Genomic DNA, 24,508 nt, shown 5'->3' on the forward strand with positions numbered 1-24,508 from the left:
TCCTTTCTCCTTTTCATTCGCATCGTTCTAAAGAATACTTTGGTCGGCTAGTTTCTTAGAGGTATAGTTCGCGCCGAGCACGAAGAACAGTCCGACAACCGCCTGGAATAAACCGACTACGGTAGCTATCGTATATTGTCCGGATTCGATGCCGATCCGGTAGACGAAGGTGCTGAGCACATCCGAATATTCCCGAACGGCGGTGTTGCCGATAATGTAAGGCCTTTCAAATCCGATCGCAATCATGTGGCCCAGATTAATAATGAGCAGCGTGACGATCGTTGGCTTCAGCGAAGGCAGCGTAATGCTCCAAATTTTTCTTAACCGGCCTGCGCCATCCACGTCTGCTGCTTCAAACAATTCTCTGTTGATGCCTGTAAGCGCCGCCAAATAAATGATCGTTCCCCATCCGGCGCTTTGCCAGACACCGACAGCCAAATAGGTAATGAGCCAGTCTTTCTTATCCGTCAGAAACGGAACGGCATCAAAGCCAAACGATGTAATGACGCTATTGATCATGCCGGACTGCGTGCCGAATACTTGATAGACAATCCCGCCGATAATGACCCAGGAAATAAAATGCGGAATGTACAAAATCGTTTGCGAAAGCTTCTTAAACCAAACTATTTTCAGCTCATAGAGCATAATGGCCAGAAACAGAGGAGCCGGAAACGAAACAACCAGATCCAGAAAATTAAGCATCAGCGTATTGCGAAGAGTCTTATAAAAGTCAGGCATGGCGAACACTTCTCTGAATCCGTCGAATCCGATCCATTCGCTGCCGTTAATGCCCTGAAAGAAGTTAAAATCTTTAAATGCAATCAGAATGCCGTACATCGGACCGTATTTGAAAATAATAAAGTAGCTGACCGGCAGCACCAGCAGTGCATACAATTGCCAATATCTGCGTAAATACGCGGTTCCTTTCAATGCCATCCACCCCTGTCCGCTTGCGGTTATGCCCGGAGACGAGAACAGGCGCGCCGTTCATCGTCTCCAAGCCGTTTTTGTTTGGATCTGTCTTTATTTCATTTCTGCGTAAGCCTTCGTGCGTTCATCCAAGATCGCCTGACCGCCGTTAGCCATGAAATCCTTCATGACCGATTCATAGACGCTGTCGAATTGGTCCGGTTTCGCCATTACCGTCTTAACGACGATTTCTTCAAACTTGTCGAGAAGAGCAGTGCCGTATTTCGCTTCCGCTTCAATCGGACGATCGAACAAGACCGGCTTCACCGTATCGGATCTGGAAATCGACAGCGCTTTGCGCGTTTCTTCCTGGAATGCCTCAGGCATGCCGACGACATAAGCTTCAACGTTTTTCTCTGCATCGCCAAGCTGCTTGCCGTTCGAAATAATGGCCATATCGCCATAGTTGTAAATACGGTTTTTCACTTCATCGGAAGCGTCTGTTTTCACAAAAGGAACGCCGTCCTGAAGCGTATAGTTCTCGCCCTCTACCCCGTTTTGCATATCAAACAGGTTGTTGTTCGAAGCCATCCAATCCAAATATTTGATCGCTTCCACAGCATGCTGACTGCTCTTCGGAATCATCAGAAACATCCCGATCGGGGCATATTCCGGCTTCGGATGCTTGCCTTCCGAGTCGGTATAGACATCAACCGAAGAGAGCTTCGCATCCGGAATATTTTTCTGCAGCGTAGCGTACAGGCCGTCCGGATAGAACGGGTTCATATCGTCTTCGCTGAAAAATCCGACAAGGCCGTTAGCAGCGTCTTCACCCAGCTTCTTTTTGTCCTTGTCGAGACTGAAATCGGTGCTCATCAGCCCTTCGTTGTACAGCTTGTTCATAAATTGCAGCGCATTCTTGAAGCCTGGCAGCAGAATCGGATAATCACGCGAGCCCAGCTTCTGCGTCAGCGTGTAACGCTGCTCTTCCGTTACAGGTTCGATAAAGGACCAGATCAGCGGTTCATATTGCGCCGGTGCAAGCGTCATGCCAAGCGGAATGACTTTTCCGCCGGTTTGGCCCGGATCATTTTCCTTGAACGCTTTCAGCGTGTTGTACAATTCATCGGTTGTCGCAGGTACCGGCAGCCCCAGCTTTTCGAGCCAATCCTGACGGATGAAAGACGAATATTTGCCAAGATGCGACCGTTTTGCCGGAAGGGCGAATTGCGTGCCGTCAAATTGACCGTAAGCGAGCGTCTCTTCGCCAAGGAACTTTTTCAGATTAGGGCCGTATTGGTCAAGCAGCTCTCCGAGATCCGTCAAACCGCCTTGCTGCGCATAGCGGTAGAAGGTGCCCGAATCGTACGTGAATACGATATCCGGGACGTCGCTGCCGCTTGCCATCAGCACATTCAGCTTTTGAACTTCTTCCGAACGCGGAACCGGTACGAATTGCACATTGATGTTGTTCGGAGTGCCGAAATTGTCCTGCACAAATTTAGTTAAGTAATTATTAGTAATAGAAGAACCTGCAGGAGAATTGCCCCGATCGAACACTTCAACCTTAAGCGTTGCCGGTTTGCCGGAAGCTTCTTTGCCGCCTGTTGATTCATTTGCTTTTTCATTCCCGTTGCCGCCGCTGCATGCACTAATGAGCATCGTGCCTGCGAGCGCTGCCGTTAATAGAGTGCTGGCTGTCTTTCTTCCTGTTTTGCTTTGTTTCATTCGATCCCAACCCCTCTTTCATTCGATTCGATTTGCTTCCTGCACCCGGTTTAATGAACACGCTTACAAGTCTTGCAGTTAACCCGTGTTTGGGAAGTGGCCTCAGTATGACACGCTCAAAAGCACGGTGACAATAAACCAGTTTCATCGGCGCAAACCATACCGCCAAACCGTTGCGGCACAAGGCTTTTGCCGCTTAGAATAAATCATTTTCCACACATAAACCGTACGGGAAAATGGCTGAAATAAAGCGATTTCCTGCGATAAACTATACTTTCCTATAATTAAAAAAAAGACAGCTGCGGTCCGAATGAAATTACTTATCCGAACCACCGCTGTCTTCATCAATCCATCCTTACTGCAACCCGTCTGTGACGGCTTGATCACGATTGTCCTGCGCGCCAAATGCTAAAGGTGATGGACGCATTTTCAGCTTGCGAAATTCGCCTGGCGTGACACCGGTCAACCGCTTAAACACCCGCCCGAACGTGATAGAGTTAGCATAGCCAACCTGGAGGGCAATATTCTGCACCGTCTCTTCCGTCTCGGCAAGCAGCCGCTCCGCTTGATGCATGCGCAGCTGGACAAGGAAGTCAACAAACTTCATATCGTACTCCAGCTTGAACAAGTGGCTGGCATATTTGCCGGATATTTCGAAACGGTCGCTCAGATGTTTGAGAGACAAATCCGGATCGGCAAAATTGTCTTGAATATAGGCTCTAATCTCCGTAATGAGCGCCTTATAGCTTTTAGCCTCGCTCATCGCGACATACGTTTCATAAATCTGTTCCAAGTAATCCAACAGCTGCTCTTTCATCTCAGCCAGCATTGATGTTTCCTTCAGTCTCACAAACAATTCCGATACTCTGTCGCCGTCCATACATTCGTTCAACGTACTCGACAGTTCCTTCAACTCACGGCTAAGCATTTGCAGGAACAGCTGAATGAGCGACAAAATGTCTTCGTCCTTCATCGCTTCCGCCTCAAATTGCAGGAAGATGCGCTCGACGGTTTCCCGCCAGCTTGCTTTCGTCAGCCGGAATTCCTGTACGCCATTCGTACACTGCTGCATGTAATTAAACATACCTTGCGGCTGCTGCTGCGGGATGTCCCCGCTGAACGTTATCGCATTCCGGCCAATCGTATACTGGTATTCCATTCCGTTTAATGCATCTTGATAGGACTCGCCGAGTCCATTATAGTCAGCTGCGATGGCACCGATCCCGATGGACAGCTTGAAGCGTAAATGCTCCCCGCTCCATTCCTTTGCAACAATCGCCGTCTTTTTAAGCCGTTCCAGCATCGGATTCGTATCGTCCGCTGACGCGAACACAAACGTAATCCGGTCAGGCGCAGACCATTCTCCCCAGCCTTGCAGCCCTTCATTTTGCGCCAGTTCCTGAATGACATTGCCAAGTGCGAATTTTAATACATTTTGTTCGTGAAGCGTGTTGTCCGCCTGAAATACTTCATATCGGTTCAGCCTGACAACCAGGACTGCATACTGTCCCGTTTGCGGGAGCAAATTAAGCCTGCGCAGCGTTTCCATCATTTGATGGCTGCGCTGTCCGCTGATGAGCTCATTGAACAGCTGCCGGCGCTGCAGAATGACGCTTTCCCGCTGCTCCTTCTCGTGATCCTTAGATTGCACGATCAGATTCTCGAGCGCGCGGTCAATCATCGTCAGATCATCCATTCTGACAGAGCCGTCACTTCCTCGCAGGTGCAGCGCTTGAATCCGGTTCATCATAAGCCGGATCGGCTTATAATTGCGCCGAGTCACCCAGATGATGTACACAATGGCAACTACAAAAGTCAGAACCGCGATAATGACCCACACATAAGATACGACCGATACCCAGCTGAGCAAGTGGCCAACTTGGAGACCGCTCTCAAATGTCCAGCCCAGCGGTGCGGATTCGAGCTTCGTCAGCACTTTTCCGTCGTAAACTGTTCCGTCGTCTCCGGGATAGATCTGCTGCAAATTCGTATCTGTAATCCTCATGAACGAAACTTGCTGATCCGTCATGCTTCTGATCAATTGCTCTACTTTATATAAATTGACGTTAATAACCAGAATGCCGTCTTTGCCGAACGGAAGCGGCGTTTGCTTGTACATGGATATAACCCGCACCGGCTCCAGCCTGTCAAACTCCCGGAAATCCCGGCTTGCCGACCACCCCTGGAAATTGCGGTTATTATCCGCCTGACGGATGAAAGCTCTGTCGCCGAACCCTTCCAGCTCAGTCTGCCCGCTGGAAGACAGCACGGAATCATCAGACTGCTTGTATAAATAGATCGATTCAACCAAGTCATTATCCTCGATGAGTGCCCGCAGGCTATGAATGACATTGTATTTAATCGTTATCGAATCGGATGAGCCGTCCAAATACGATGCGTAGCTTTTGTTCGCTTCGGCTTCCTTCAGCACATTAAATTCCACTTCGCGAATCGCCCGCTCCACACTGTTTACGACATAGCCAGTCGTAATTTTGTCCGCTTTCGCCGTTTCCAACCGGGAAATCTCATTCACCGCAATGAACGACAAAAAAATGATCATGGATACCGTCAAGACCAGTATCGGAAAATAGGAAACGAGCAGCCGTATATACCAGTTGTTAAGCCTCAGCATAACCAACCTCCTGCTACGCCCGACTCTCCATTGTAAGCGCTATCACAATTACAAGCATGGATGAGTTAAGCGTTTTACTTGATGCCTTTATTCTAGCATGCCTCTTCCGGTTACGGAACACTTTGTATGTAAAGTTACACCTGATGAACGTATTTCTTTCAGAAATTGTGTTGAATTTAACGTTTATGTACAACATCATAAGAACAATCCGCTGCCATTTTGAACATCCGAAATGAAAACAGCATGAAGATTAAATGAAACTTGGTCGATACCGTTGCTTTCAATCTGAAAACGTTTTATAAAGAGGAAGAGAGCAAAATATACATTTGCTTCCTCATAAGAACGAATAGGAGGATGAACGTATGGACGGAACAGTTTCTACGAACGGCGGCAAATGCCCATTCATGCACGGCAGCGCAACAAGTCACAAGCCAAGCTTTACGTCAAATAAAGATTGGTGGCCCAACCAGCTAAACTTGAACATCTTGCACCAGCATGATAGAAAATCCAATCCTATGGGAGAAGACTTTGATTATGCGGAACAATTCAAACAGCTAGACTACTTTGCTCTTAAACAGGATCTTCGCGATCTGATGACTGACAGTCAGGAATGGTGGCCTGCCGACTATGGACACTACGGTCCATTTTTCATCCGTATGGCTTGGCATTCCGCTGGTACATACCGTACAGGCGACGGCCGTGGCGGCGGTGGAAGCGGCACGCAGCGTTTTGCTCCGCTTAACAGCTGGCCAGATAACGGCAACCTTGATAAAGCACGCCGGCTGCTTTGGCCGGTTAAACAAAAATATGGCAACAAAATCTCTTGGGCTGATTTGTTCATTCTAACCGGCAATGTCGCAATCGAATCAATGGGCGGCAAGACGTTTGGCTTTGGCGGAGGACGCCCGGACGTATGGCATCCGGAAGAAGATATTTACTGGGGCAGCGAAAAAGAATGGCTCGGCGATAAACGATATACAGGCGATCGCGATTTGGAGAACCCGCTTGCTGCCGTTCAGATGGGCCTTATTTATGTCAATCCGGAAGGTCCGAACGGCAATCCGGATCCGCTTGCCAGCGGCCGCGATATTCGTGAAACGTTCGCCCGGATGGGCATGAACGATGAAGAAACGGTAGCGCTTGTAGCCGGGGGACATACGTTTGGCAAAGCGCACGGCGCAGGCGATGCTGCTCTCGTCGGCCCAGAACCCGAGGCTGCTCCTATTGAAGCGCAAGGCCTCGGCTGGCTGAGCACGCACGGTTCCGGCAAAGGCCGCGACACCATTACAAGCGGTGTCGAAGGCGCTTGGACTGCAAATCCGACGCAATGGGACAACGGCTTCTTCGACATGCTGTTCGGTTATGAATGGGAGCTCACGAAGAGTCCGGCAGGCGCGCATATTTGGGCGGCTATCGATCAGGCTGAAGAGCATCTTGCGCCGGATGCGGAAGACGCTTCCGTTCGCGTTCCGACGATGATGACGACTGCAGATATGGCTTTGCGGGTAGATCCGGCCTACGAGAAAATTTCCCGCCGGTTCCATGCGAATCCGGATGAGTTTGCCGACGCCTTTGCCCGCGCATGGTTCAAGCTCACACACCGCGATATGGGACCTCGCTCCAGATATTTAGGACCGGAAGTGCCGGATGAAACGCTTATCTGGCAAGATCCGATTCCAGCTGCTGATTATGTGTTAACCGATGCGGATGCGGAATTGCTTAAAGAAAAGATTTTGAATTCCGGACTCACGGTCAGCGAGCTCGTAAAAACCGCTTGGGCTTCGGCGAGCACCTTCCGCGGCTCAGACAAACGCGGCGGCGCTAACGGTTCCCGCATCCGGCTTGCGCCGCAGAAGGATTGGGAAGCGAATGAGCCGGAGCAGCTTGCAAACGTGCTTTCGATTCTCGAAGGCATCCGGGATGATTTCAACAAAAATGTCAGCATAGCCGATCTGATCGTGCTTGGCGGTAATGCTGCCGTAGAGAAAGCAGCAAGCGACGCCGGCTTTACCGTAGCCGTTCCCTTCGCCGCCGGACGGGGAGATGCAACGCAAGAGCAAACCGATGCCGAAAGCTTTGCCGTGCTGGAGCCGGCAGCGGACGGTTTCCGCAACTATCAGAAGAAGCATTATCGTGTAAGCGCGGAAGAGCTTCTGTTAGACAAGGCGCAGCTGCTGACGCTTACCGCACCGGAGCTGACCGTGCTTATTGGCGGCATGCGCGTGCTGGGCACAAACTACGGCGGCACGAAACACGGTGTATTCACGGATCGCATCGGCACGCTCACGAACGATTTCTTCGTCCATCTGCTTGACATGAACATCGCCTGGAAGCCGGTAGACAGCAACGTATATGAGGGTCGCGACCGTAAAACGGGTGATGTAGTGCGTACGGCAACTCGCGTTGACCTCGTGTTCGGCTCCAATTCGATCCTTCGCTCCATTGCCGAGGTATATGCGCAAGACGATAACAAAGAAAAGTTTGTGCGCGACTTTGTTGCCGCTTGGGCAAAAGTCATGCATGCCGACCGTTTCGATCTGAACTAGAACTTATAGCACTTTATTTATAAACCAAAAAACACGCCGTCGGCGTGTTTTTTGGTTGTTACCGAGGTCACTTTCCCGTTAAGCCCCGCCCAGCACTCATCTGCGCCTGCTCATAAGCTCGAACACCAAGCGCCAACGCTCCGTATAACCCGGCTTGATGCCCCAATCCCGGCGGAACGATATGCTGATCGATATTCTCTGTGATGGCAGCAGCGCTTACATAGCCATTCAAGTTTTTCCGCACAGCTTCCCGAATAAGCGGAAACAGCTGTGATTGCCCCATAACGCCGCCGCCAAGAATGACCTTCTGCGGTGAGACAAGCAGGATCGCATTGGCAACCGCCTGCGCGATGTAATACGCTTCAATATCCCACGCAGGATGGTCTGCCGGCAGCTCGAAGCCCTTCTGTTTCCAGCGCGCCTCGATGGCAGGGCCGGCCGCCATTCCTTCCAGGCAATCTCCGTGATACGGGCAAATGCCGGGGAATTCATCCTGCGGGTGCCTTCTTGTCAGCATATGTCCGCCTTCCGGATGGACCAGCCCGTGAACCAGCCTGCCTTCCGTGAATACGCCAACGCCTACGCCAGTGCCGATTGTATAATACAGACAGCTGCTGACACCTTTCGCCGCACCCCATACCGCTTCTCCATAAGCGGCTGCATTCACATCGGTATCCCAGCCGTATGGAACCTGAAACGATTGCTGCAATAAGCCAAGAAAATTACAGCTGCTCCATCCCGGCTTTGGTGTCGTCGTGATGCTTCCGTAAGTCGGACTACCTTGTTGAAGATCGATCGGCCCGAAAGAACCGATCCCAATTGCCTCAACCCCTTTATCCGAAAAATACCGGATCACATTGCCTAACGTAATATTCGGCTGTTCAGTCGGGAAGCTGACCGATTCCTCGATAACGCCATGCTCGTTCCCGATGCCGCAAATAAATTTCGTGCCGCCGGCTTCTATCGCTCCAATACGCATGTTTTCTTCCTCCTTAACTCGCGCTAATTCGCCGCAAGCGGCGCCAGCTCGTAGATGCGCAAAGAAGGAATAATGAGCTCGCTGTCGGCCGAGAAGAATGAAACTCCTGTCGCATCGGCATCCGGATAAATGAGATTGGTGATAGCCGCCTCTCCCTCATTGCCGAATACTTCAACCGAACCGGCATCTACAAAAATACGAAGCTCGACGCTTTCGCCTGCCGGTGTAATAGCAGCCGAATTTACGCTGCGGAAAAGAGCATGAAAGCTGTGCTGACCCGAGTTCATCCGGTCTGCATAAATCGTTTGGATTGCTGAAGCGTCGATTCCGACAACCGTCTCGTCGGACGCTCCCGCTCTCACTTTGAATCCGAGCGATTGACCCGCAGGGAGCTGTGCATGAATTTCATAGCTTACGAGCTGGAGTGAACGAAGCGCTTCACTCACCTGAGCAGCTGACGAATTCTCCATAGCCAGCACCTGTTTACGGGCATTTTCCAGTTCATAGGCCGGCTTCTGCATGAGCGATGGCTTGCCGTTTATCGTTTCCAGCGTCAGCTCACGGGGAATAGTCATTGCGCCGCGGAACCCTTCGGTCGGCGTTTGGTTGGCATATTGCCAATTGCTCATCCAGCCGATAAAGAGGCGACGTCCATCCTCGGCCGGAACATCCGACCAAGTAACACCGGCATAATTATCGCGCCCATGGTCCGCCCACCGCACTTGCATTGAAGCAGCATCCGGCGTAAAGGTAACTCCGTCGAAGTCGCCCGTAAAATATTGCGTTCTAGAGCCCTCCGCAAATGCGGGATCGGCTCCAATGCTGACCAGCATGACCCACTTCACATTCGCAGGATCGCCATCCAGCGCAAGCGGAAACAGATCCGGACATTCCCATACGCCGTCATGAGATCCGATGCCGCTGCCGAATTCGCTGCCAAAATTCCAGCTTTTCAAATCGGCCGAATGATAGAGGCAAACCGTCTGGCCGCAAGCGATAATCATCGCCCAGCGGCTGCTTTGCTCATGCCAGAACACCTTCGGATCACGGAAATCGACGAAGCTTTCATGCTCCAGAACCGGATTTCCCGCATATTTCACCCACGTTCTGCCCTTATCCTTGCTGTAAGCCAGGCTCTGCCGCTGAATAACGGGACGGCCCGCTTCCTCCAGGTGGTGAGTAAAAATGGCAACAAGTCCTGGATCGCCTTGATCGAAAAATCCCGTCGTATTATTCCAGTCCACGACCGCGCTGCCGGAGAAAATCGTGCCGAGCTCATCCGGGGCAAGCGCGATGTCCAGCTCTTCCCAAGTAACCAGATCGGTGCTTACGACATGTCCCCAATGCATAGGCCCCCATGTATCCCCGTTCGGATGATGCTGGAAAAACAGATGGTATTCGCCTTCGAAATAGACCATTCCGTTCGGATCATTCATCCAATTCGTTTGCGGCGAGACGTGATAAGCGCCCCTATAGTTTTGTTTAGCGATTGTAGACATGTTTTTGTTCCTCTCCCTTGCTATCTTTAACCTTTTGTCGCTCTGTCGTAGCCGGCTTGTTTAATTTCCAGCCACTCCTTCAAACCAAGACGATCCAGTTCCTTCAAATATTCATCCCATTGTTCATTCGCTTTGCCGTTCTGGTACCATTCCGTACGCATGCGAAGCACGTAAGCAAACAGGTCGGTTTCGATTGTCGTCAGCCGGTCCAGCTCTTCAATGGAGTTGAACACGCTTGGCATCACATTCTCCGCTTTCATATGCGGCGCCATAATGTTTTTAATAATATCCATTCTTCCTTTAGCATCATCCGGCATCGTCGTATATTTGCCATAGTACGAATCCAGGATCGCCAGAGGTCCGCCAATGCTCGTTTTCTCGCGCAGCTCAACAGGCGCAGTACCTTCAAGCGGCAAATGCTTCAGCATATGGCTTGCTTCGTCGAATTCAAAAATGTTTTGCTGCTTGTCGTCGCCGTATGTGCCCCAATTGTTCTGAACCGATTGCACCGGATCATAGAGCTGGTCTACCCATTTCGCTGTCGTCTCCAAGTTTTTGTTAGCGCTGGTTACGACCATTTTGCCGCGTCCGAGGCCAAGCCCGTTCGTTCTTGTTACGTTGACTTCACCGTCCGGTCCAGCAAGCGGCGGCATCACTTCATAGGAATCGTTTGCGCCGGAAATATTCGCTTTGTCCCACGAGAAGTAAAGCCCGTATTTCTGATCCTTTCCTTTCGCCAAGTAAGTGCTCCAATCTTGCGTGTACGCTTCAATGTCGATCAGACCCTCTTTGGACAGCTCGCTAATAAACTGAACCGCATTTTTATATCCCTCTTCCGCAGCGGTAAAAATAACTTTGCCGTCGTTGGAAACGACCGCATGATCGGGATTTTCGCCCAGGCCAAAGGAAGCAAACAGGAAAGCCAAATCTTCCGCTCCAGGCTTATTAATGAAGGAAAGCGGAATTTCATCCGCTTGGCCGTTGCCGTTCGGATCCTGTGTTTTAAACGCGATCAGCACTTGTTTCAATTCTTCCGTCGTTGTCGGCATCTTTAAGCCAAGCTTGTTCAGCCATTCCACATTGATCCACGGCATGCTGTCTACAGCTTGAATGCGTTCTTTGCCGTTGCCGAGCTCTTCGATCCAAGGGAACGCGTAAATATTGCCGTCCGGCGCAGTAATCATGCTCTTATATTCAGGCGCAGCCTCCAGCACCTTCTTGAAATTCGGCATATATTGCTCGATCAAATCATTCAGCGAAATGATCGTTCCGTCCTTTGCAAGCTTCAACAGCTCATAGTCGCTGTAGTCCGCGTTAAAAATCGCATCCGGCAAATCGCCGCTCGCTACTGCCAGATTTCTCTTCTCAACAAACACATCGTTCGTGAAGTTTTTCCAATTGATATGAACGTTGGTCTTTTCTTCAAGCCGCTGGTTAATCAGCTTGTCGTTCGGTTCAGCAGGCGCAATCGCAGAGCTTCTTGTAATGAAATTGAGCGTTACTTTACCATTCGGATCCTGTTTCTCGCTCGCCGCGCTTCCGCCGCCGTTACCGCTGCAGGCAGAGAGCAGCACCGTTGCCGCTAGAACGGAAAGGGTCGCCGATTTGGACACAAACTTCTTCGATTTGATCATTTTTTTCATCGCATAAGACCTCCTAATAGTCGTAAAAAGGAATGATTTCTATCTCTTTATTTGGTCAAATCTATGTGAAGGCCGATTTTATTTTAAAGAACCGACCATAACACCTTTCTCAAAATATTTTTGGAAGAACGGGTACATCACGATCAGCGGCAAGCTCGATATGACAATCGCTGCATATTTAATAATTTCCGACAGCCTCTTCAGCTCGGCCGCAGCAAGCTGATCGCTGATCATGCCCGGCTCGACCTGATTCTGAATAAGGATGGAACGGAGCACCAGCTGAAGCGGATGCAGGCTCGTATTGTCCAGATAGATCATGGCATCGAAGTATGCGTTCCACTGTCCGACAAATGCGTAAAGGGCAAGGACAAATACAATCGGCTTTGACAACGGCAGAACAACCTGCAGAAAGATTCTCATCTCGGTCGCTCCGTCAACGTTAGCCGCTTCCTTCAGTTCAAGAGGCACCCCTTTAAAGAAGGTTCTGGACAAAATGATGTTCCAAACGTTGACGGCTCCCGGAATGATGACGGCCCAAATCGTATTGAGCAGGCCCAAATTTTTCACAAGCAGATACGTAGGCACCAGTCCGCCGCCGAAAAACATCGTAATAATAAACAGCGTCATAAACAGCCCTTTTCCCTTCAAGCGATTGTCAGAAAGCGCATAGCCTGCGCAAATCGAGACTATAACGGTAAGGGCCGCGAAGCTGACTGAATAAAGGATCGAATTGCCAAAGCCTCTTAGCATGGCCGGATTCGTTAGAATCATTCTGTACCCTTCCGCAGACCAGTCGGAGAACCGGAAGGACAAGCCGCGGCTTAGCAGTACGGATGGATCCAGGAAGGAGGCCACCACGACATAGAACAGCGGAACAACGACGAGCAGTACGGCAATGGTTAGAAAAACGCCGTTTATAAAGAGCAAAAACCGATCAAACCCGGAATGCTTAATTGTCATGCCTGTTTCTCCTTTCCTAATAAAGACCGTCGCCCTCGTTCAGCCTTTTTACAATAAAGTTGACCGCAACGAGCATAATGACGTTAATGACCGAATTGAACAATCCTACCGCAGAAGAATAAGCATAATCGCCTGACTGCAAACCAATTTTGTACACGTAAGTAGGGATAATTTCAGATGTCGGAAGATTCATCGCCGTTTGCATCAAATACGCTTTCTCGAATCCGATGGACATAATGCCGCCGGCCGCAAGAATGAACACGATGGCCATGATCGGACGAATGGTCGGCAAATCGATATGCCGAATGCGCTGGAGCAGGTTCGCTCCGTCCAAATTCGCGGCATGATGCAGCTCGGGATCTACATTAGCGAGCGCAGCCACATAAATAATGGATGCCCAGCCCGCGCCCGTCCAAATGTCGGATAAAATGTAGATGCCTCTGAAATATTCCGACCGTGACATAAACATTATCGGTTCGCCTGTCATCATGGTGACGATCTGGTTGATAGGCCCTGTCGGCGAAAGAAAAATAAACAGCATCCCGACGACCACGACAACCGAAATAAAATTCGGCGCATAGAGGAACAATTGAATGTTCTTCTTTATCGCGGTATGGCGAACCTGATTCAGCATAAGCGCTAGCAAAATCGGGATAGGGAAGCTTAGTAAAAGGCCAAAAAAGCTAAGCTTAAGCGTGTTCATAAAAATAACGTCAAAATTCGGCGATGACAGAAACTTCTCGAAATTGTACAGCCCGATCCAATCGCTTCCTAAAATTCCTTTGATGGGGCTAAAATCTTTAAAAGCAATGACGGCTCCGTACATCGGACCGTATTTAAAAATAATCGTCAGTACCAGTGCCGGCGCGAGCAGCAAATAAAGAAAGTAATGTTTTTTCAAATCATCCATGAATGAGCTGCCGGATCTAACGGGCGCATTCGCATGATCAGCATCTATTGTGTTAGCCACGCCTATTCCTCCATCCGTCTACAAAATATCGTTAGGTGCTGTGCAGTAAGGGCTTACATTCTTGTGCATTGCCCCTTTCCGCATTTACAATTTAACAAAACCAAATGTAACCGTCAATACATTTTGTAAAAATATTTTTGTGCATTTGTTTATTTCGATTGTTCATAAAATAGTGCATTTGTGAATATGGAATGTGCAAAAAGCGGCATTGAACGTGTTTTTAGCGCATTTTTTGATTGTTTTCTCGGTTCTTTTTGTACAGCAGCTTTACAAATCAGGTGACAAAATCGATGTATTTGCACATTTAACTTCGAATTTCAATGCCGACTATCCTCTTCAAACCATTTGTGCAAATGTAAAAACGTCATTGCTATTTGTAACAAACTATTATATATTTGAATTATCATTAGGAATAATTGGAATGTAGAAGATTCACATCAAATATCGTTAGCTAGAGGTGGTTTTTACATACATGGCAAAGGAAAAAGTAACGATCCAAGACATCGCGGATGCGCTTGGCATATCCAGAAATACCGCCTCAAAGGCGTTAAACGGAACGAGCACGATTCCGGAGGAAACGCGCAGCAAGGTCATTAAGAAAGCGATTGAATTGAAGTATAAACAATTTGCATATTTGGAAAGCGAGCAAATGATATCCAAGCAATCCGGGAATATCGCCTTATTAACCGCGAATCTTCCAAATACCTCTCATTTCGGTTCGGCATTAATCAGCGGCCTGGAGAAACGGATCAGCTCGGAAAACTATAACTTGAGCTTTCATATTATCCGGGATGTCGACCAGGCGTCTCTTACGCTTCCTAACAACTTCGACGCTTCCAAAGTCGACGGCATTATTTGCATTGAGCTGTTCGACATGGCTTACAGTGAACTCATTACAAGTCTTGGCGTGCCGACGATATTTATCGATTGCGCCTCATCGGTTAGTTATCCGGATTTTAAAGCGGACATTCTGCTGATGGAAAATCAGCACAGCACCTATCAACTGACAAAGAAGCTAATCGACAGCGGCTATTCCAGCTTCGGCTTCATCGGCGATTACAACCATTGTCTCAGCTTTAACGAACGTTGGGTTGGCTTTAACCGGGCGCTTATAGAATCCGGCATCACGCTCAATCTCGAGCAATGTATCGTCGAGGAGGATCGCCTCTTCTTCTCGAAGCCCAACTGGCTGGATGAACGCCTTCAAACGATTAAAGCGCTGCCTTCCGCTTTTATTTGCGCCAATGATTACATTGCCGTCAGCTTTATGAAGGCGCTGAAGAACAACAATATCGCTATCCCTCATGATGTGGCGATTTGCGGCTTCGATAACGGGCCGGAATCCAGCATCGTTGAGCCGCATCTGACGACCGTTCATATTTACAGCAATGAAATGGGCGTAAAGGCGGCGGAAATGCTGCTGTCCCGCATCGACGACCCTTCGCAGCCCTATCAAGTGTCGCATATTTTCACAAAGCCGCTTATTCGAGAAACGACTCCGCATATCCGGTAATCGTAAAAACGAAGGGGGTGTCCCATAAGTCAATACCGGGAGGTAAAACCAATGAATATTATAATTAGACAAGAAAAAGCTGAAGACTTTAACGCAATCTATCATGTCGTACAAAAAGCGTTTGAAGAAGCTGAGTATTCCGATCATGACGAGCAAAATTTGGTGAACAGGCTGAGAAGTTCGTCGAATTATATACCTGAGTTGTCTCTTGTGGCTGAATACGAGGGTAAAGTTGCGGGCCATATTCTTTTTACACAATTAATAGTGGGTGATCAAACTCTGATCGCTCTTGGACCTGTCGCTGTATTACCGGAAATGCATGGTAAAGGTATTGGAACGAAGCTGATTATGGAAGGCCACAGCATTGCTGTGCAGCTTGGTTACAAGGGTTCCGTTGTATTGGGACATGACAAGTATTATCCGAAGTTCGGTTACAAAAAAGCGAGTCAATATGGCATAGAAGCGCCGTTTGAAGTTTCGGACGAACATTTTATGGCCGTTGAGCTTGTTAATGGCGGCCTTGCTGGCGCTCACGGCATTGCACAATATGCGAAAGAGTTTTTTGAGAAGTAGCATTCCGTTCACATACTGCTATCCTGCTGGATAGCGAAAAAAAAACGCAAGTTCTAAGGCTGGTCCAGCCCTGGAACTTGCGTTTTTTGGGGTAATCATCAAACAACGGGAGCTTCCATCCCCATGGCGGCCCATTCCTCTTTGGCAGGACCAAAAATCCCGGGTATCGTTAAACCGGCTTGCCGCATCAAAACTGTCATTTGACCGCGATGGTGAACCTCGTGCATCAGAAAAACGCTCAATGTAAATCCGTTTTTCCAAGGTTCCCCGTACAGGTTGACCTCCTGTTGCAAATTTTCATCCGTCCATTGCGTACGGATCGCTTCCAGCATGGATAGTACGGCTATCCGGTAGGCTTCGGCAACATCGGCGGCCGATGCAGGCGGCTCGGTATATGGATCAGGTCCATCAAACTGCAGCCCTGTGCGGTGAAGCATCTCTGGAACCGTGGTCACGATATGCCAGGCCAGTCTTCCGAGCGTCCGGTAACCGGGCAACACCTCCTGATCCAAAGATGCGTCAGTCAAAAGGTTCAGCAGCTTCTGCGTGCCCTCCGCCTGGTAAGTGTAATCTGTTATAAAACTTTGCAACGATGTGTACATAATGACAGCCTCCTAGTCGATTTTATAAGGCATGGGATTTGCCCGACAGACTTAGTATGAACGAGGTCCACTGACAACGTATTGTCAGCAGAGTTTGCCGAGTTGAATTACTTGTACAATTCAACAATTCGCCTGGCTTGGCCGCTGATCTCATCGGCAAGAGACTTCGGCGCAAGCACGCACAGATCCGGCCCATAACTAAGCAGCATTCCGTAGAGCCAATTATCCTCCGGAAACTCTGACCGGACCAGCAGCGATCCGTCCTCCTCCACCGTCATTTGTTCCGGGCCAAAGAACTCTTCAACCCGCACTCTAACTCGCGGATGAAATCGAAGCACCATCGTTATGTATGACTGTATGTCCCGCTGTCCCCATCTGGCATCCAGATCTTCCAGACGCTCCTTCCGGCGCGGGAATATTTCCATATCGACACGGAGTTTATGAATGCGGGACAGCTTGAATGTTCGGCAATCCTTTCTTAGACGGCAGTAGGCGTATAAGTACCACGCGCTTCCTTTCCAGGCAAGCCCTATCGGCTCAACGGTTCTCTCCCCCGTTTCTCCTTCGGAATTGGAGTATGTAAGCCAGACTGCGTTCCTGTTTTTGGCAGCCAGACGAAGCTCAGCCAGCTTGTCCTTGTCCGCCTCCACCCTCGTCCACGGGCTCAAACCTATAATCAGCTGTTCCCCCGCCTCTTCCATTCGTTGTTGCTCATTTTTGGCAATCAACGCGCTAATCTTGGCCAGCAGATGATCTATTTGCCCATCCTGCAGAGTTGACTGCATGCCTTTTAGGGCCGTTACTATCGACGATAGATCATCTAGGGTAACGATCTGTCTTTCTATGCGAAAATCGTCCATAATCTCGTAGCCGCCGTCCGCCCCCGCATAAGACGCAATGGGGATACCTGCGGCATTGATCGCCTCGATATCTCTGTAAATCGTACGCAGCGAAACCTCAAACCGCTCGGCCAGTTCTTGGGCTCCCAATCGCTTGCGGCTGAGCAGAAGCATGGTGATACCCAGCAATCGTTGGAGCTTCAATGATAAGAACCTCCTATACTAGGTTTTAACAATATTTCCCCCGTGCCTCCCCCTTTTTCAAAAAGTGCGAGAGCGGCCGTTGCGTCGGACAGTGGGAATACCTTCTGTATAATTGATGGTATAGCCCCTTTAGCAAGAAGCTCAAATAGAATGAACAAATGTCATGTTTAAGTTTTTAAACATATAAACCTAAATTGGATTTTAATTCAATTTGCTAGGGAACACAATAGCAGGTTGCGCGATCACGCAAAAGAAATACGGGAACGCCTCACGAATCGCATTCTCCTACGGATTTCGGATTCAAACCCGAATGTTTCTTATTCTCGCACTCGTACTTTGTATCCCGTCTGTCCTCGTATCGGCAGCACCCCAAGCGCGCCCTTCAGCCGCCCCATTAGACAAGGAGAATGTCGAAGCATTCGCAAGGCGGTTTTTTCCAGCAGCCTGAAGTAAAAGATCAGCTGGCGGGCGCCGTTCTCGTCATCGTTAAAGACGGTCAAATTCTATTGAACGAAGGGTATGGCTATGCTGACATCCCCGCGACGATGAAGTAGAACAGTGCCGAATTAGCTTTGAAACGAGTGCAAAGCAAAAATAAAAACGCAGTCCATGATGAACTGCGTACCTTTACCTCCAATCAACATTTTATATTTCCAAACATAAAAAAACGGCATCTCTGCCGTTTGAAACCGACCACTCCAGCCCGGCTTGATTCTTTGGCTATTCAAATTTGTTTAACGAATCGGACAAACGCCTCAAATTGTTCAATAAGCCGGTTTTTTCACCCGGTGTCCAATCACCCATTGCTTCACGCATAATGCGCTGACGGGTGAGATTAATCATGGAGTGGATTTCCTTCCCGTAAGAGGTCAATTCAGACAAGCGAACGCGAGAATCTTCGCTTGATGGATAAGTTTGCACCAATCCTGCCGCCTCTAGCTTATCAATTTGTCGACTGACACTCGAGTAATTTTTCCCCATCATGTCGGCCAAATCACCAACGCTGGTCGATTGAAGGTGACCGATACCAACCAAAACACGAAAGGCAGCTGTTTCCAAATGAACTCCGGCACTGGCAATCATTTTCTTATCACGATCCGGCCGATTAATAATAGAAATTAAATCAATTAGCGCTTTAAAAATTTGTTCTTCCATGTTCAATATTATACCTTTATTACGGGTCTGGGAGTCAAGGGCGCAGTCCAGGCAGCTTCAATATCTTTTAAAGCGAACTCCGCTACAGCAATTTTGATTTTCCCCTCTGCGGCCATTTCAAAAACACTTTTAGCAGATGAAAGCATATCAGCCTGTGAAACACTCCTGCCACCGCTGCCTAGCAGTTCAATTGATGACGCTCGAAGGATCGATGAAGGGACACTGATCGTTTCTTGCCCCGACGATGTTCCGATACTAACAAAGCGAGTTGTCTGATTTGCGCCAATCTGGGCGATCGCTGAAAGAATTGCGAAGGCGCTATCACCCCAAAGGTAATCCAAAATTACGTCAACACCTCCGGAAATAACTGAATTTAAGGCGTCCTGAAACGCTTTAACGCCGCCATCGACTGTCATATCGAACGAAACGACTTCATCAGCCTCCAGTAATCGCAATTTTGATTCGTTACGTCCGGTCACAATGATTTTTTTAGCTCCCAGGTACTTGGCTATCTGAACAGCTAAGCTGCCGGATGCCCCAGTGGCGCCATTAATCAGAACAGTTTGGCCAGGTCTGAAACGAGCCCGATATACCAAAGCAGCCCAAGACGACATAGCTGGATTAGCGATAGCAGCGGCTGTGACATCGTCAATGCCATCTGGTAAACGGATGATCATTTTTTCGTTGACGATTGTTTGCTCCGCCAAACTGCCATAAGGTGCAGTAGGGAGAGCAAAGTATACGCGAGAGCCATCTTCCAAAGTCCCTACGCCGTCTGCGCCTGCTATGATTGGAAAGTTAATCTCTGATGAGTAGTGCATGCCCATTGAACGAAACTTGCTAAGCTTACTTAAGGCTGCTGCCGAAACATTAACCAAAACATGAGCGTCTGTTGCGACTGGTGAATCAAATTGATCAAACACAGGGATTGCCCCCAATTCCTTTACAATCGCTGCCTTCATCGTTTATCAGCCTCTCCTTCATCACATTTATGTGCATATTGCACATATAAAGCATAGCATATTTATGTGCAATATGCACATAAATGTGATCATTCGTTCCAGCTATGTTCTCTACCGCCGTGGTCGGATTCATTACCATTGAAATAAACAAAACCTGCCTGAGCAGATGTTTCACTGCTCAAACAGGCTTTGCCAATAAACCTTTTCTATTCAATGGATCCTAATGCTTGCAGCAGTCTTATGAATAAGACCGCCGCTTGTGCGCGTGTTAACTCGCCCTTCGGATTAAAGGTATCCTCGCTTGTTCCTGTCATAATATTAAGCTTGACCATCAAACGCACATCTTCAAGATAAGCCGAATCCACACTTCCAATATCCTTATAGCGGTCCAGGCTGACAAATTCCTTCGTCGTCGGCAGCTTTTATTGACCACGTCAAAAAGAAATCTCTGCCGTCTACTCCTGCATGATTGTCATTATCGGAGGCGCTTGCGCTGATCGCTGCTGTTCCATAAGCTTCAAAAGCCAAATCGAGCTCCGTCTGATTGTCCGCAATTCCAATATCATCTAAAGGAATTTGATACTCGTACACTTTGTGCTGATAGGCAACCTTGTCCGTATAAATAAAAAACGGCCGCCCCCAAGTCGTCTCGGGTACTGAAGCCTTATACTCTTTTACGCCGGAAGAAGTCTTTACATAAACTTTCGAATAGTCGGCATCGCCATCCATGGTGTTGTCTGGTGTAAAATCGATGACTACATATAAGTTCGTATCATCATTCCATACCCAGCCATAGGTATAACCTTCGGGGTGACCCGTGGTAGGAATCGAGTATTCTTTAAAAAACGGCTGCCTCGAAGCAATCTCCGTTAACTGCCCGTCTATAACTAAATTCCCGGTCGAAGAGTTTAGACGATAAGTATAGAACTCCGAGCCCATATCTATTTCCGAGTAATTGTTGCTGGCAGAAAATGAAAAGGAGTTTTACCAATCGCTTCAGGCTCAATCCTTGCAGCGATGGTCAAGCTATTGGTTAAATGACCAGCGGGGAATTTCAAAATCATCCCTGTCTCTTCAACGTTGATCAAATCCTGATCTGTCAATGCGAGCTTTCCGACTGCAAAATCCGTATCACCGTTAACATCGTTCGGAGACTGTGTTCCAAGAAAGACAGAATCAAGATGCGACTTTCCTCCGCCCTTTTTCACTAATTTTATGGCAGCGGGCTTGTCCGTTTCAAACAGGTTTAATTACAGCGTCTGTACGGAAACGAACTGATGAAAGTGAACCTTGCTCAACCCACTCCCCGTTTTCAAATGCAGAAACTACTACTTGTCCATTAGCCGAAGGTACCGGAATGACACTTGCATCGCTTGGACGATTCCAAATGACAACCGATCCTAGCAGCATCAAAAAAATCAAGATTGCCTTTGTAAAACGATATCGTTTCAACTTACCCATCCCCCTAATCCTGATCCAACACCTATTAAATATATTACTTAAGTTATCCGTTTTTCAACAATAAACTTTCTATAATTTGGGCAACGAACCAATAGAGGTGCATCTTCCTGCAGGCTATCCGACAAATGAAAAACGCAGCCCAACAGCCCTCCCGCCAGTCGGACCTGACGGACGAAGCTAACTCGATAGGACTTTTAGCGGTAGATTCAGATGCCGTGCTCCTGCACTTGATGTTGTTCTTCGATGCTTACCATTCATTTCGTCCGCGCGGGCGAACCCCAATTTTAGGGGTTTATCGCCCCCTAGACATTCCACCAAATTGTAAACACAACGCAACCTAAGGTTGCGTTGTGTTTACAATTTGGTGGAGCCCAGGGGGATCGAACCCCGACCACATCGCTGCCAGCGATGCGCTTTCCCGAGCTTATTAGTTTAACACCCATTATTTAAGAATTCAGCGAATTTCCGAGCGCCTTTCTCAAAGCAACGATACTTTGGATATCTGTAACTCTGTATTGATCCGTCCTTTAGTTTGGGATCTTTCTTTAGAAGCCCCATGATTAGGAGCTCATACTTGATATTGTGGTCGATCGCAAAACCAAAGTGTGCCAATCCACTTTTCCCCAACCTGCAAAACTTTTGATCCGTGTAACGATCGCTGGTCAGGAATGGATGTACCTGGCTGGCAGTTTTCAAAAATCAATAGTGTCCCCGTTGTTGGAGTAACTTCTATATTTAAATGCGGAAAATAAGTTTCTCCTCCAGAGACAACATCATTTAGATAAAAGAGCGCAGTGTATAACCGTTGACCTGACTGCTCAAGTATTACTTTGTTTGATTCTCTCTCTATATCAAAACAATCCAAATGAGGTTCAAACTTACCGCCTACTCCATAATGAGCTACTTGCAATTTACTTGCATAATGAATGGGCTGCTCAACAATTTCTGCTACCTGATTACATACGCTTTGTACAAATTCATTTTGATGATGGTGAAACCAAGCCAAGTTTGAAATTCGTATTTGAGAATATTCTAGCCCTGATTTTCCGACCACTGTTGCCGGTGTTAACTGTCCACGCGCCATCTTAATCAAGGATTGACAGGCTTCGGATTGAAGAGCTGAAGGATAGCAGCCGATAAACGGCTGTTCGTTCAGTAGCTGTATAGGTGTTTGGATAACAATTCAACTCCCAACATGTAAATTCTGTCGAATTATTTATATGTTAGAAGCATATTGATGTGCATTTTGGGGGCTAATTTTTGGGCTAGCATCACTCCGCCCATCCATGTTATTTATGTGTACATTTCAGTTCAAGGAGCATAATCTGCAATGAGATCAAAGATTTTGGCTTCTGCTTCACATCAGGAGGGAGACAATTTGATCACCATCAGCCTTTGCATGATCGTAAAAAATGAAGAGGATACGATTGGAAGCTGCTTGTCTTCAGTGGCTGAAGCTGTAGATGAAGTTATAATTGTCGATACCGGATCGACGGACAGAACAAAATCGATTGTCGAGCCCTTTCATGCGCGCCTTTACGACTTTCAGTGGATTGATGATTTTGCGGCTGCTCGAAATTATGCATTCAGCTTGGCGACAAAAGAATATATTTTTTGGCTGGACGCAGATGATGTATTAACGAAAGACAATCTCGATAAGCTTATTGCACTGAAAGCAACGCTTGATGCTAGCGTGGATTCCGTAACAATGGATTACCATTTGGCATTCGATGAATTCGGCGAAGTATCGTCCAGTGTCACACGCAACCGCTTGGTCAAAAGAGCCAACCAATATCGCTGGTTCGGTGCCGTCCACGAATACCTGGGAGTATGGGGTAATATTTATCATAGCGATATAGCAGTGACGCACAGCAGCATTCATCATGACAACGACAGAAATCTAAATATTTACGAAAAACGTTTTTCGAACGGTGAACAATTTACTGTACGGGATCTTTATTATTTTGCCAACGAGCTTCTTGACCATAAACAGTACGAACGGGCAATTGATTTTTACGAAAAATTTCTTACTACAAAGCAGGGCTGGATCGAGGATAACATATCCTCTTGCGGCAAAATGGCTGATTGCTACCACCAACTGGGAAACCACGAGAAAGAGCTGGAATGCTCGTTAAGATCGTTTCAATACGATACTCCTCGTGCAGAGTATTGCTGCCGTGTAGGCTATCACTTTTTACACAATCGTGAAATCCAAACAGCTATTTTTTGGTATAATCTCGCTACCAACGTGATCCTTCCGGAAAAGAAAATGGGATTCCATAACGTCGCTTGCTCCACATGGCTGCCCCATTTGCAGCTTTGCGTTTGTTATGATCAAATCGGCGAGTATTCCAAGGCTTACCAGCATAATGAAATCGCCCGGCAGTTCCGACCAAACGACCGTACTATATTGTCTAATAAGGCATATTTGGAAAAACGCTTGCATGTAGTAAATAAAACAGAAAATGATAAGAAGCGAACACACGCTACCGAAAAGCTTGCTCGGCGCAACCGTCCATTTTTGTTCAAAAAGAGTGAACCTGGAGGCCTGCCTACTCAACGATCGACTCGAGCTCGACAACAGCAGCCGAAGCGAGCGCTCCATTAAACCACCCGCAATAAAAAAATCCCCCACGACTCTGGATCAAGCCAAAGCAGATAAGGGATCCGATAAAGTAAATATGGCAGAATAAAAATTAGATCATAATACCGGCGCTGGCATAGCCTGATACACACGTAACAATCGGAATGTCTCCAACGCTTTTTGCAGAGAACACCATTAATAAACGAGTTTCTGGAGTTACAGGTATACACAGTCCGCTCTTAATGCCATGGGCAATGGTACCAAGTGGAAGCGTACCGGTAAGTGTTGGAGCTAGTGTCACAACAGCTTCTGGAATTGGAGTAAAGATGTTATCTGGAATAGATGATGCATACAATTGTGCTGTAATCAATACCGATGATGATCCGAGCGCCAATGCTGTCGTAGTGCTAAAATAAGCAGCAATCGAAGTAATGCTTCCCTTCTGAGGAACGGAGAATGCGAAGTCGCGAAGCGCTCCTCCGGCACCTGTAATATCAATCGGTCCGCCTAATACGTTCTTATTAGCACAGGAATTACCAAAACCAACAAGCCCAGTAACAGACAAAGCTCCAGGAATTTCAGACTCCATAGTAACCGGAGTACCTGAAGCAAATGGAATGATAACACCAGAACGTCTTAATCTGACCTTCTTGGGATGTCTGGGGATTCTGCACTCCTTATTTCTTTTGATGATTTTCTTTTTGCAGTATTTCAAGCGCTTTAACTTATTTTTCCAATGTTTTTTAGAA

General features: G+C 47.9%; 23 protein-coding genes and 1 tRNA gene. 5 read left to right on the forward strand and 19 right to left on the reverse strand.

Annotated features, from left to right (window positions below; all coding sequences use genetic code 11):
- Positions 1-27: 27 nt before the first annotated feature.
- From GOM71_RS07550 to GOM71_RS07565, 3 genes are all read right to left on the reverse strand, one after another.
- A complete protein-coding gene (locus GOM71_RS07550) occupies positions 28-930 on the reverse strand; it encodes an ABC transporter permease (protein ID WP_156279434.1) in 903 nt (300 codons plus the stop codon).
- Between the two features lie 93 nt (positions 931-1,023).
- A complete protein-coding gene (locus GOM71_RS07555; protein ID WP_156279440.1) occupies positions 1,024-2,637 on the reverse strand; it encodes an extracellular solute-binding protein in 1,614 nt (537 codons plus the stop codon).
- A 355-nt stretch (positions 2,638-2,992) separates the two neighbouring features.
- Positions 2,993-5,269 (reverse strand): helix-turn-helix domain-containing protein, encoded by a 2,277-nt coding sequence (locus GOM71_RS07565; RefSeq protein WP_156279444.1) that lies wholly within the window; start codon positions 5,267-5,269, stop codon positions 2,993-2,995.
- A 362-nt stretch (positions 5,270-5,631) separates the two neighbouring features.
- Here GOM71_RS07565 and katG point away from each other — a divergent pair, with 362 nt between their 5' ends.
- The gene (gene katG, locus GOM71_RS07570) at positions 5,632-7,815 is read left to right on the forward strand and encodes a catalase/peroxidase HPI (protein ID WP_156279446.1); all 2,184 of its coding nucleotides are present in this window, start codon (positions 5,632-5,634) and stop codon (positions 7,813-7,815) included.
- Positions 7,816-7,882: 67 nt separating this feature from the next.
- On the opposite strand, the gene GOM71_RS07575 is transcribed toward katG, so the two are convergent.
- The 5 genes from GOM71_RS07575 to GOM71_RS07595 all read right to left on the reverse strand — a co-directional run bounded on the left by GOM71_RS07575 (position 7,883) and on the right by GOM71_RS07595 (position 13,806).
- Positions 7,883-8,794 (reverse strand): ROK family protein, encoded by a 912-nt coding sequence (locus GOM71_RS07575; protein WP_156279448.1) that lies wholly within the window; start codon positions 8,792-8,794, stop codon positions 7,883-7,885.
- A 23-nt stretch (positions 8,795-8,817) separates the two neighbouring features.
- Positions 8,818-10,293 (reverse strand): glycoside hydrolase family 32 protein, encoded by a 1,476-nt coding sequence (locus tag GOM71_RS07580; protein ID WP_156279450.1) that lies wholly within the window; start codon positions 10,291-10,293, stop codon positions 8,818-8,820.
- Positions 10,294-10,319: 26 nt separating this feature from the next.
- On the reverse strand, positions 10,320-11,936 hold the full coding sequence (locus GOM71_RS07585) for an ABC transporter substrate-binding protein (protein ID WP_156279456.1): 1,617 nt from the start codon (positions 11,934-11,936) through the stop codon (positions 10,320-10,322).
- Between the two features lie 78 nt (positions 11,937-12,014).
- On the reverse strand, positions 12,015-12,896 hold the full coding sequence (locus tag GOM71_RS07590) for a carbohydrate ABC transporter permease (RefSeq protein ID WP_156279457.1): 882 nt from the start codon (positions 12,894-12,896) through the stop codon (positions 12,015-12,017).
- A 16-nt stretch (positions 12,897-12,912) separates the two neighbouring features.
- Positions 12,913-13,806 carry an ABC transporter permease gene (locus tag GOM71_RS07595; RefSeq protein ID WP_156279725.1) on the reverse strand — a complete coding sequence of 298 codons (894 nt, stop codon included), beginning with the start codon at positions 13,804-13,806 and terminating at the stop codon, positions 12,913-12,915.
- Positions 13,807-14,338: 532 nt separating this feature from the next.
- Between GOM71_RS07595 and GOM71_RS07600 the strand changes: the two genes are divergently transcribed.
- Both GOM71_RS07600 and GOM71_RS07605 read left to right on the forward strand, forming a co-directional pair.
- Positions 14,339-15,379, forward strand: a complete 1,041-nt coding sequence (locus GOM71_RS07600) for a LacI family DNA-binding transcriptional regulator (RefSeq protein WP_156279458.1) — start codon at positions 14,339-14,341, stop codon at positions 15,377-15,379.
- Positions 15,380-15,430: 51 nt separating this feature from the next.
- Positions 15,431-15,952: a GNAT family N-acetyltransferase gene (locus tag GOM71_RS07605; protein WP_156279459.1), complete on the forward strand. Its 522-nt coding sequence runs from the start codon at positions 15,431-15,433 to the stop codon at positions 15,950-15,952.
- A 98-nt stretch (positions 15,953-16,050) separates the two neighbouring features.
- Here the strand turns inward: GOM71_RS07605 and GOM71_RS07610 are convergent, their stop codons facing one another.
- Entirely contained in the window at positions 16,051-16,554 is a 504-nt protein-coding gene (locus GOM71_RS07610) for a DinB family protein (protein WP_156279461.1), read from the reverse strand.
- A 107-nt stretch (positions 16,555-16,661) separates the two neighbouring features.
- Positions 16,662-17,597, reverse strand: a complete 936-nt coding sequence (locus tag GOM71_RS07615) for a helix-turn-helix transcriptional regulator (protein WP_156279463.1) — start codon at positions 17,595-17,597, stop codon at positions 16,662-16,664.
- A gap of 407 nt (positions 17,598-18,004) precedes the next feature.
- On the opposite strand from GOM71_RS07615, the gene GOM71_RS07620 reads away from it, so the two are divergent.
- Positions 18,005-18,151: a hypothetical protein gene (locus GOM71_RS07620; RefSeq protein ID WP_156279465.1), complete on the forward strand. Its 147-nt coding sequence runs from the start codon at positions 18,005-18,007 to the stop codon at positions 18,149-18,151.
- Positions 18,152-18,317: 166 nt separating this feature from the next.
- Here the strand turns inward: GOM71_RS07620 and GOM71_RS07625 are convergent, their stop codons facing one another.
- From GOM71_RS07625 to GOM71_RS07660, 8 genes are all read right to left on the reverse strand, one after another.
- Positions 18,318-18,752, reverse strand: coding sequence for a MarR family winged helix-turn-helix transcriptional regulator (locus GOM71_RS07625; protein ID WP_156279468.1), 435 nt, complete (start codon positions 18,750-18,752; stop codon positions 18,318-18,320).
- A gap of 8 nt (positions 18,753-18,760) precedes the next feature.
- Complete coding sequence (locus GOM71_RS07630) at positions 18,761-19,714, reverse strand: quinone oxidoreductase family protein (RefSeq protein ID WP_156279470.1); 954 nt, start codon at positions 19,712-19,714, stop codon at positions 18,761-18,763.
- A 206-nt stretch (positions 19,715-19,920) separates the two neighbouring features.
- Positions 19,921-20,079: an S-layer homology domain-containing protein gene (locus tag GOM71_RS07635; protein ID WP_173275357.1), complete on the reverse strand. Its 159-nt coding sequence runs from the start codon at positions 20,077-20,079 to the stop codon at positions 19,921-19,923.
- A 13-nt stretch (positions 20,080-20,092) separates the two neighbouring features.
- The gene (locus GOM71_RS07640) at positions 20,093-20,653 is read right to left on the reverse strand and encodes a hypothetical protein (protein ID WP_156279474.1); all 561 of its coding nucleotides are present in this window, start codon (positions 20,651-20,653) and stop codon (positions 20,093-20,095) included.
- Positions 20,654-20,655: 2 nt separating this feature from the next.
- Positions 20,656-20,922 carry a hypothetical protein gene (locus tag GOM71_RS07645; protein WP_156279476.1) on the reverse strand — a complete coding sequence of 89 codons (267 nt, stop codon included), beginning with the start codon at positions 20,920-20,922 and terminating at the stop codon, positions 20,656-20,658.
- A gap of 28 nt (positions 20,923-20,950) precedes the next feature.
- A complete protein-coding gene (locus tag GOM71_RS07650; RefSeq protein ID WP_156279478.1) occupies positions 20,951-21,166 on the reverse strand; it encodes a hypothetical protein in 216 nt (71 codons plus the stop codon).
- A 371-nt stretch (positions 21,167-21,537) separates the two neighbouring features.
- Positions 21,538-21,642, reverse strand: a tRNA-Ala gene (locus GOM71_RS07655).
- A gap of 101 nt (positions 21,643-21,743) precedes the next feature.
- On the reverse strand, positions 21,744-22,259 hold the full coding sequence (locus GOM71_RS07660) for a prolyl hydroxylase family protein (RefSeq protein ID WP_253944760.1): 516 nt from the start codon (positions 22,257-22,259) through the stop codon (positions 21,744-21,746).
- A gap of 246 nt (positions 22,260-22,505) precedes the next feature.
- Between GOM71_RS07660 and GOM71_RS07665 the strand changes: the two genes are divergently transcribed.
- Complete coding sequence (locus GOM71_RS07665; protein ID WP_367649508.1) at positions 22,506-23,783, forward strand: glycosyltransferase; 1,278 nt, start codon at positions 22,506-22,508, stop codon at positions 23,781-23,783.
- A gap of 88 nt (positions 23,784-23,871) precedes the next feature.
- On the opposite strand, the gene GOM71_RS07670 is transcribed toward GOM71_RS07665, so the two are convergent.
- Positions 23,872-24,474: an exosporium glycoprotein BclB-related protein gene (locus GOM71_RS07670; RefSeq protein WP_253944748.1), complete on the reverse strand. Its 603-nt coding sequence runs from the start codon at positions 24,472-24,474 to the stop codon at positions 23,872-23,874.
- Between the last annotated feature and the right edge of the window lie 34 nt (positions 24,475-24,508).

This window comes from Paenibacillus sp. NEAU-GSW1 (assembly GCF_009737085.1).
GTDB lineage: Bacteria > Bacillota > Bacilli > Paenibacillales > Paenibacillaceae > Pristimantibacillus.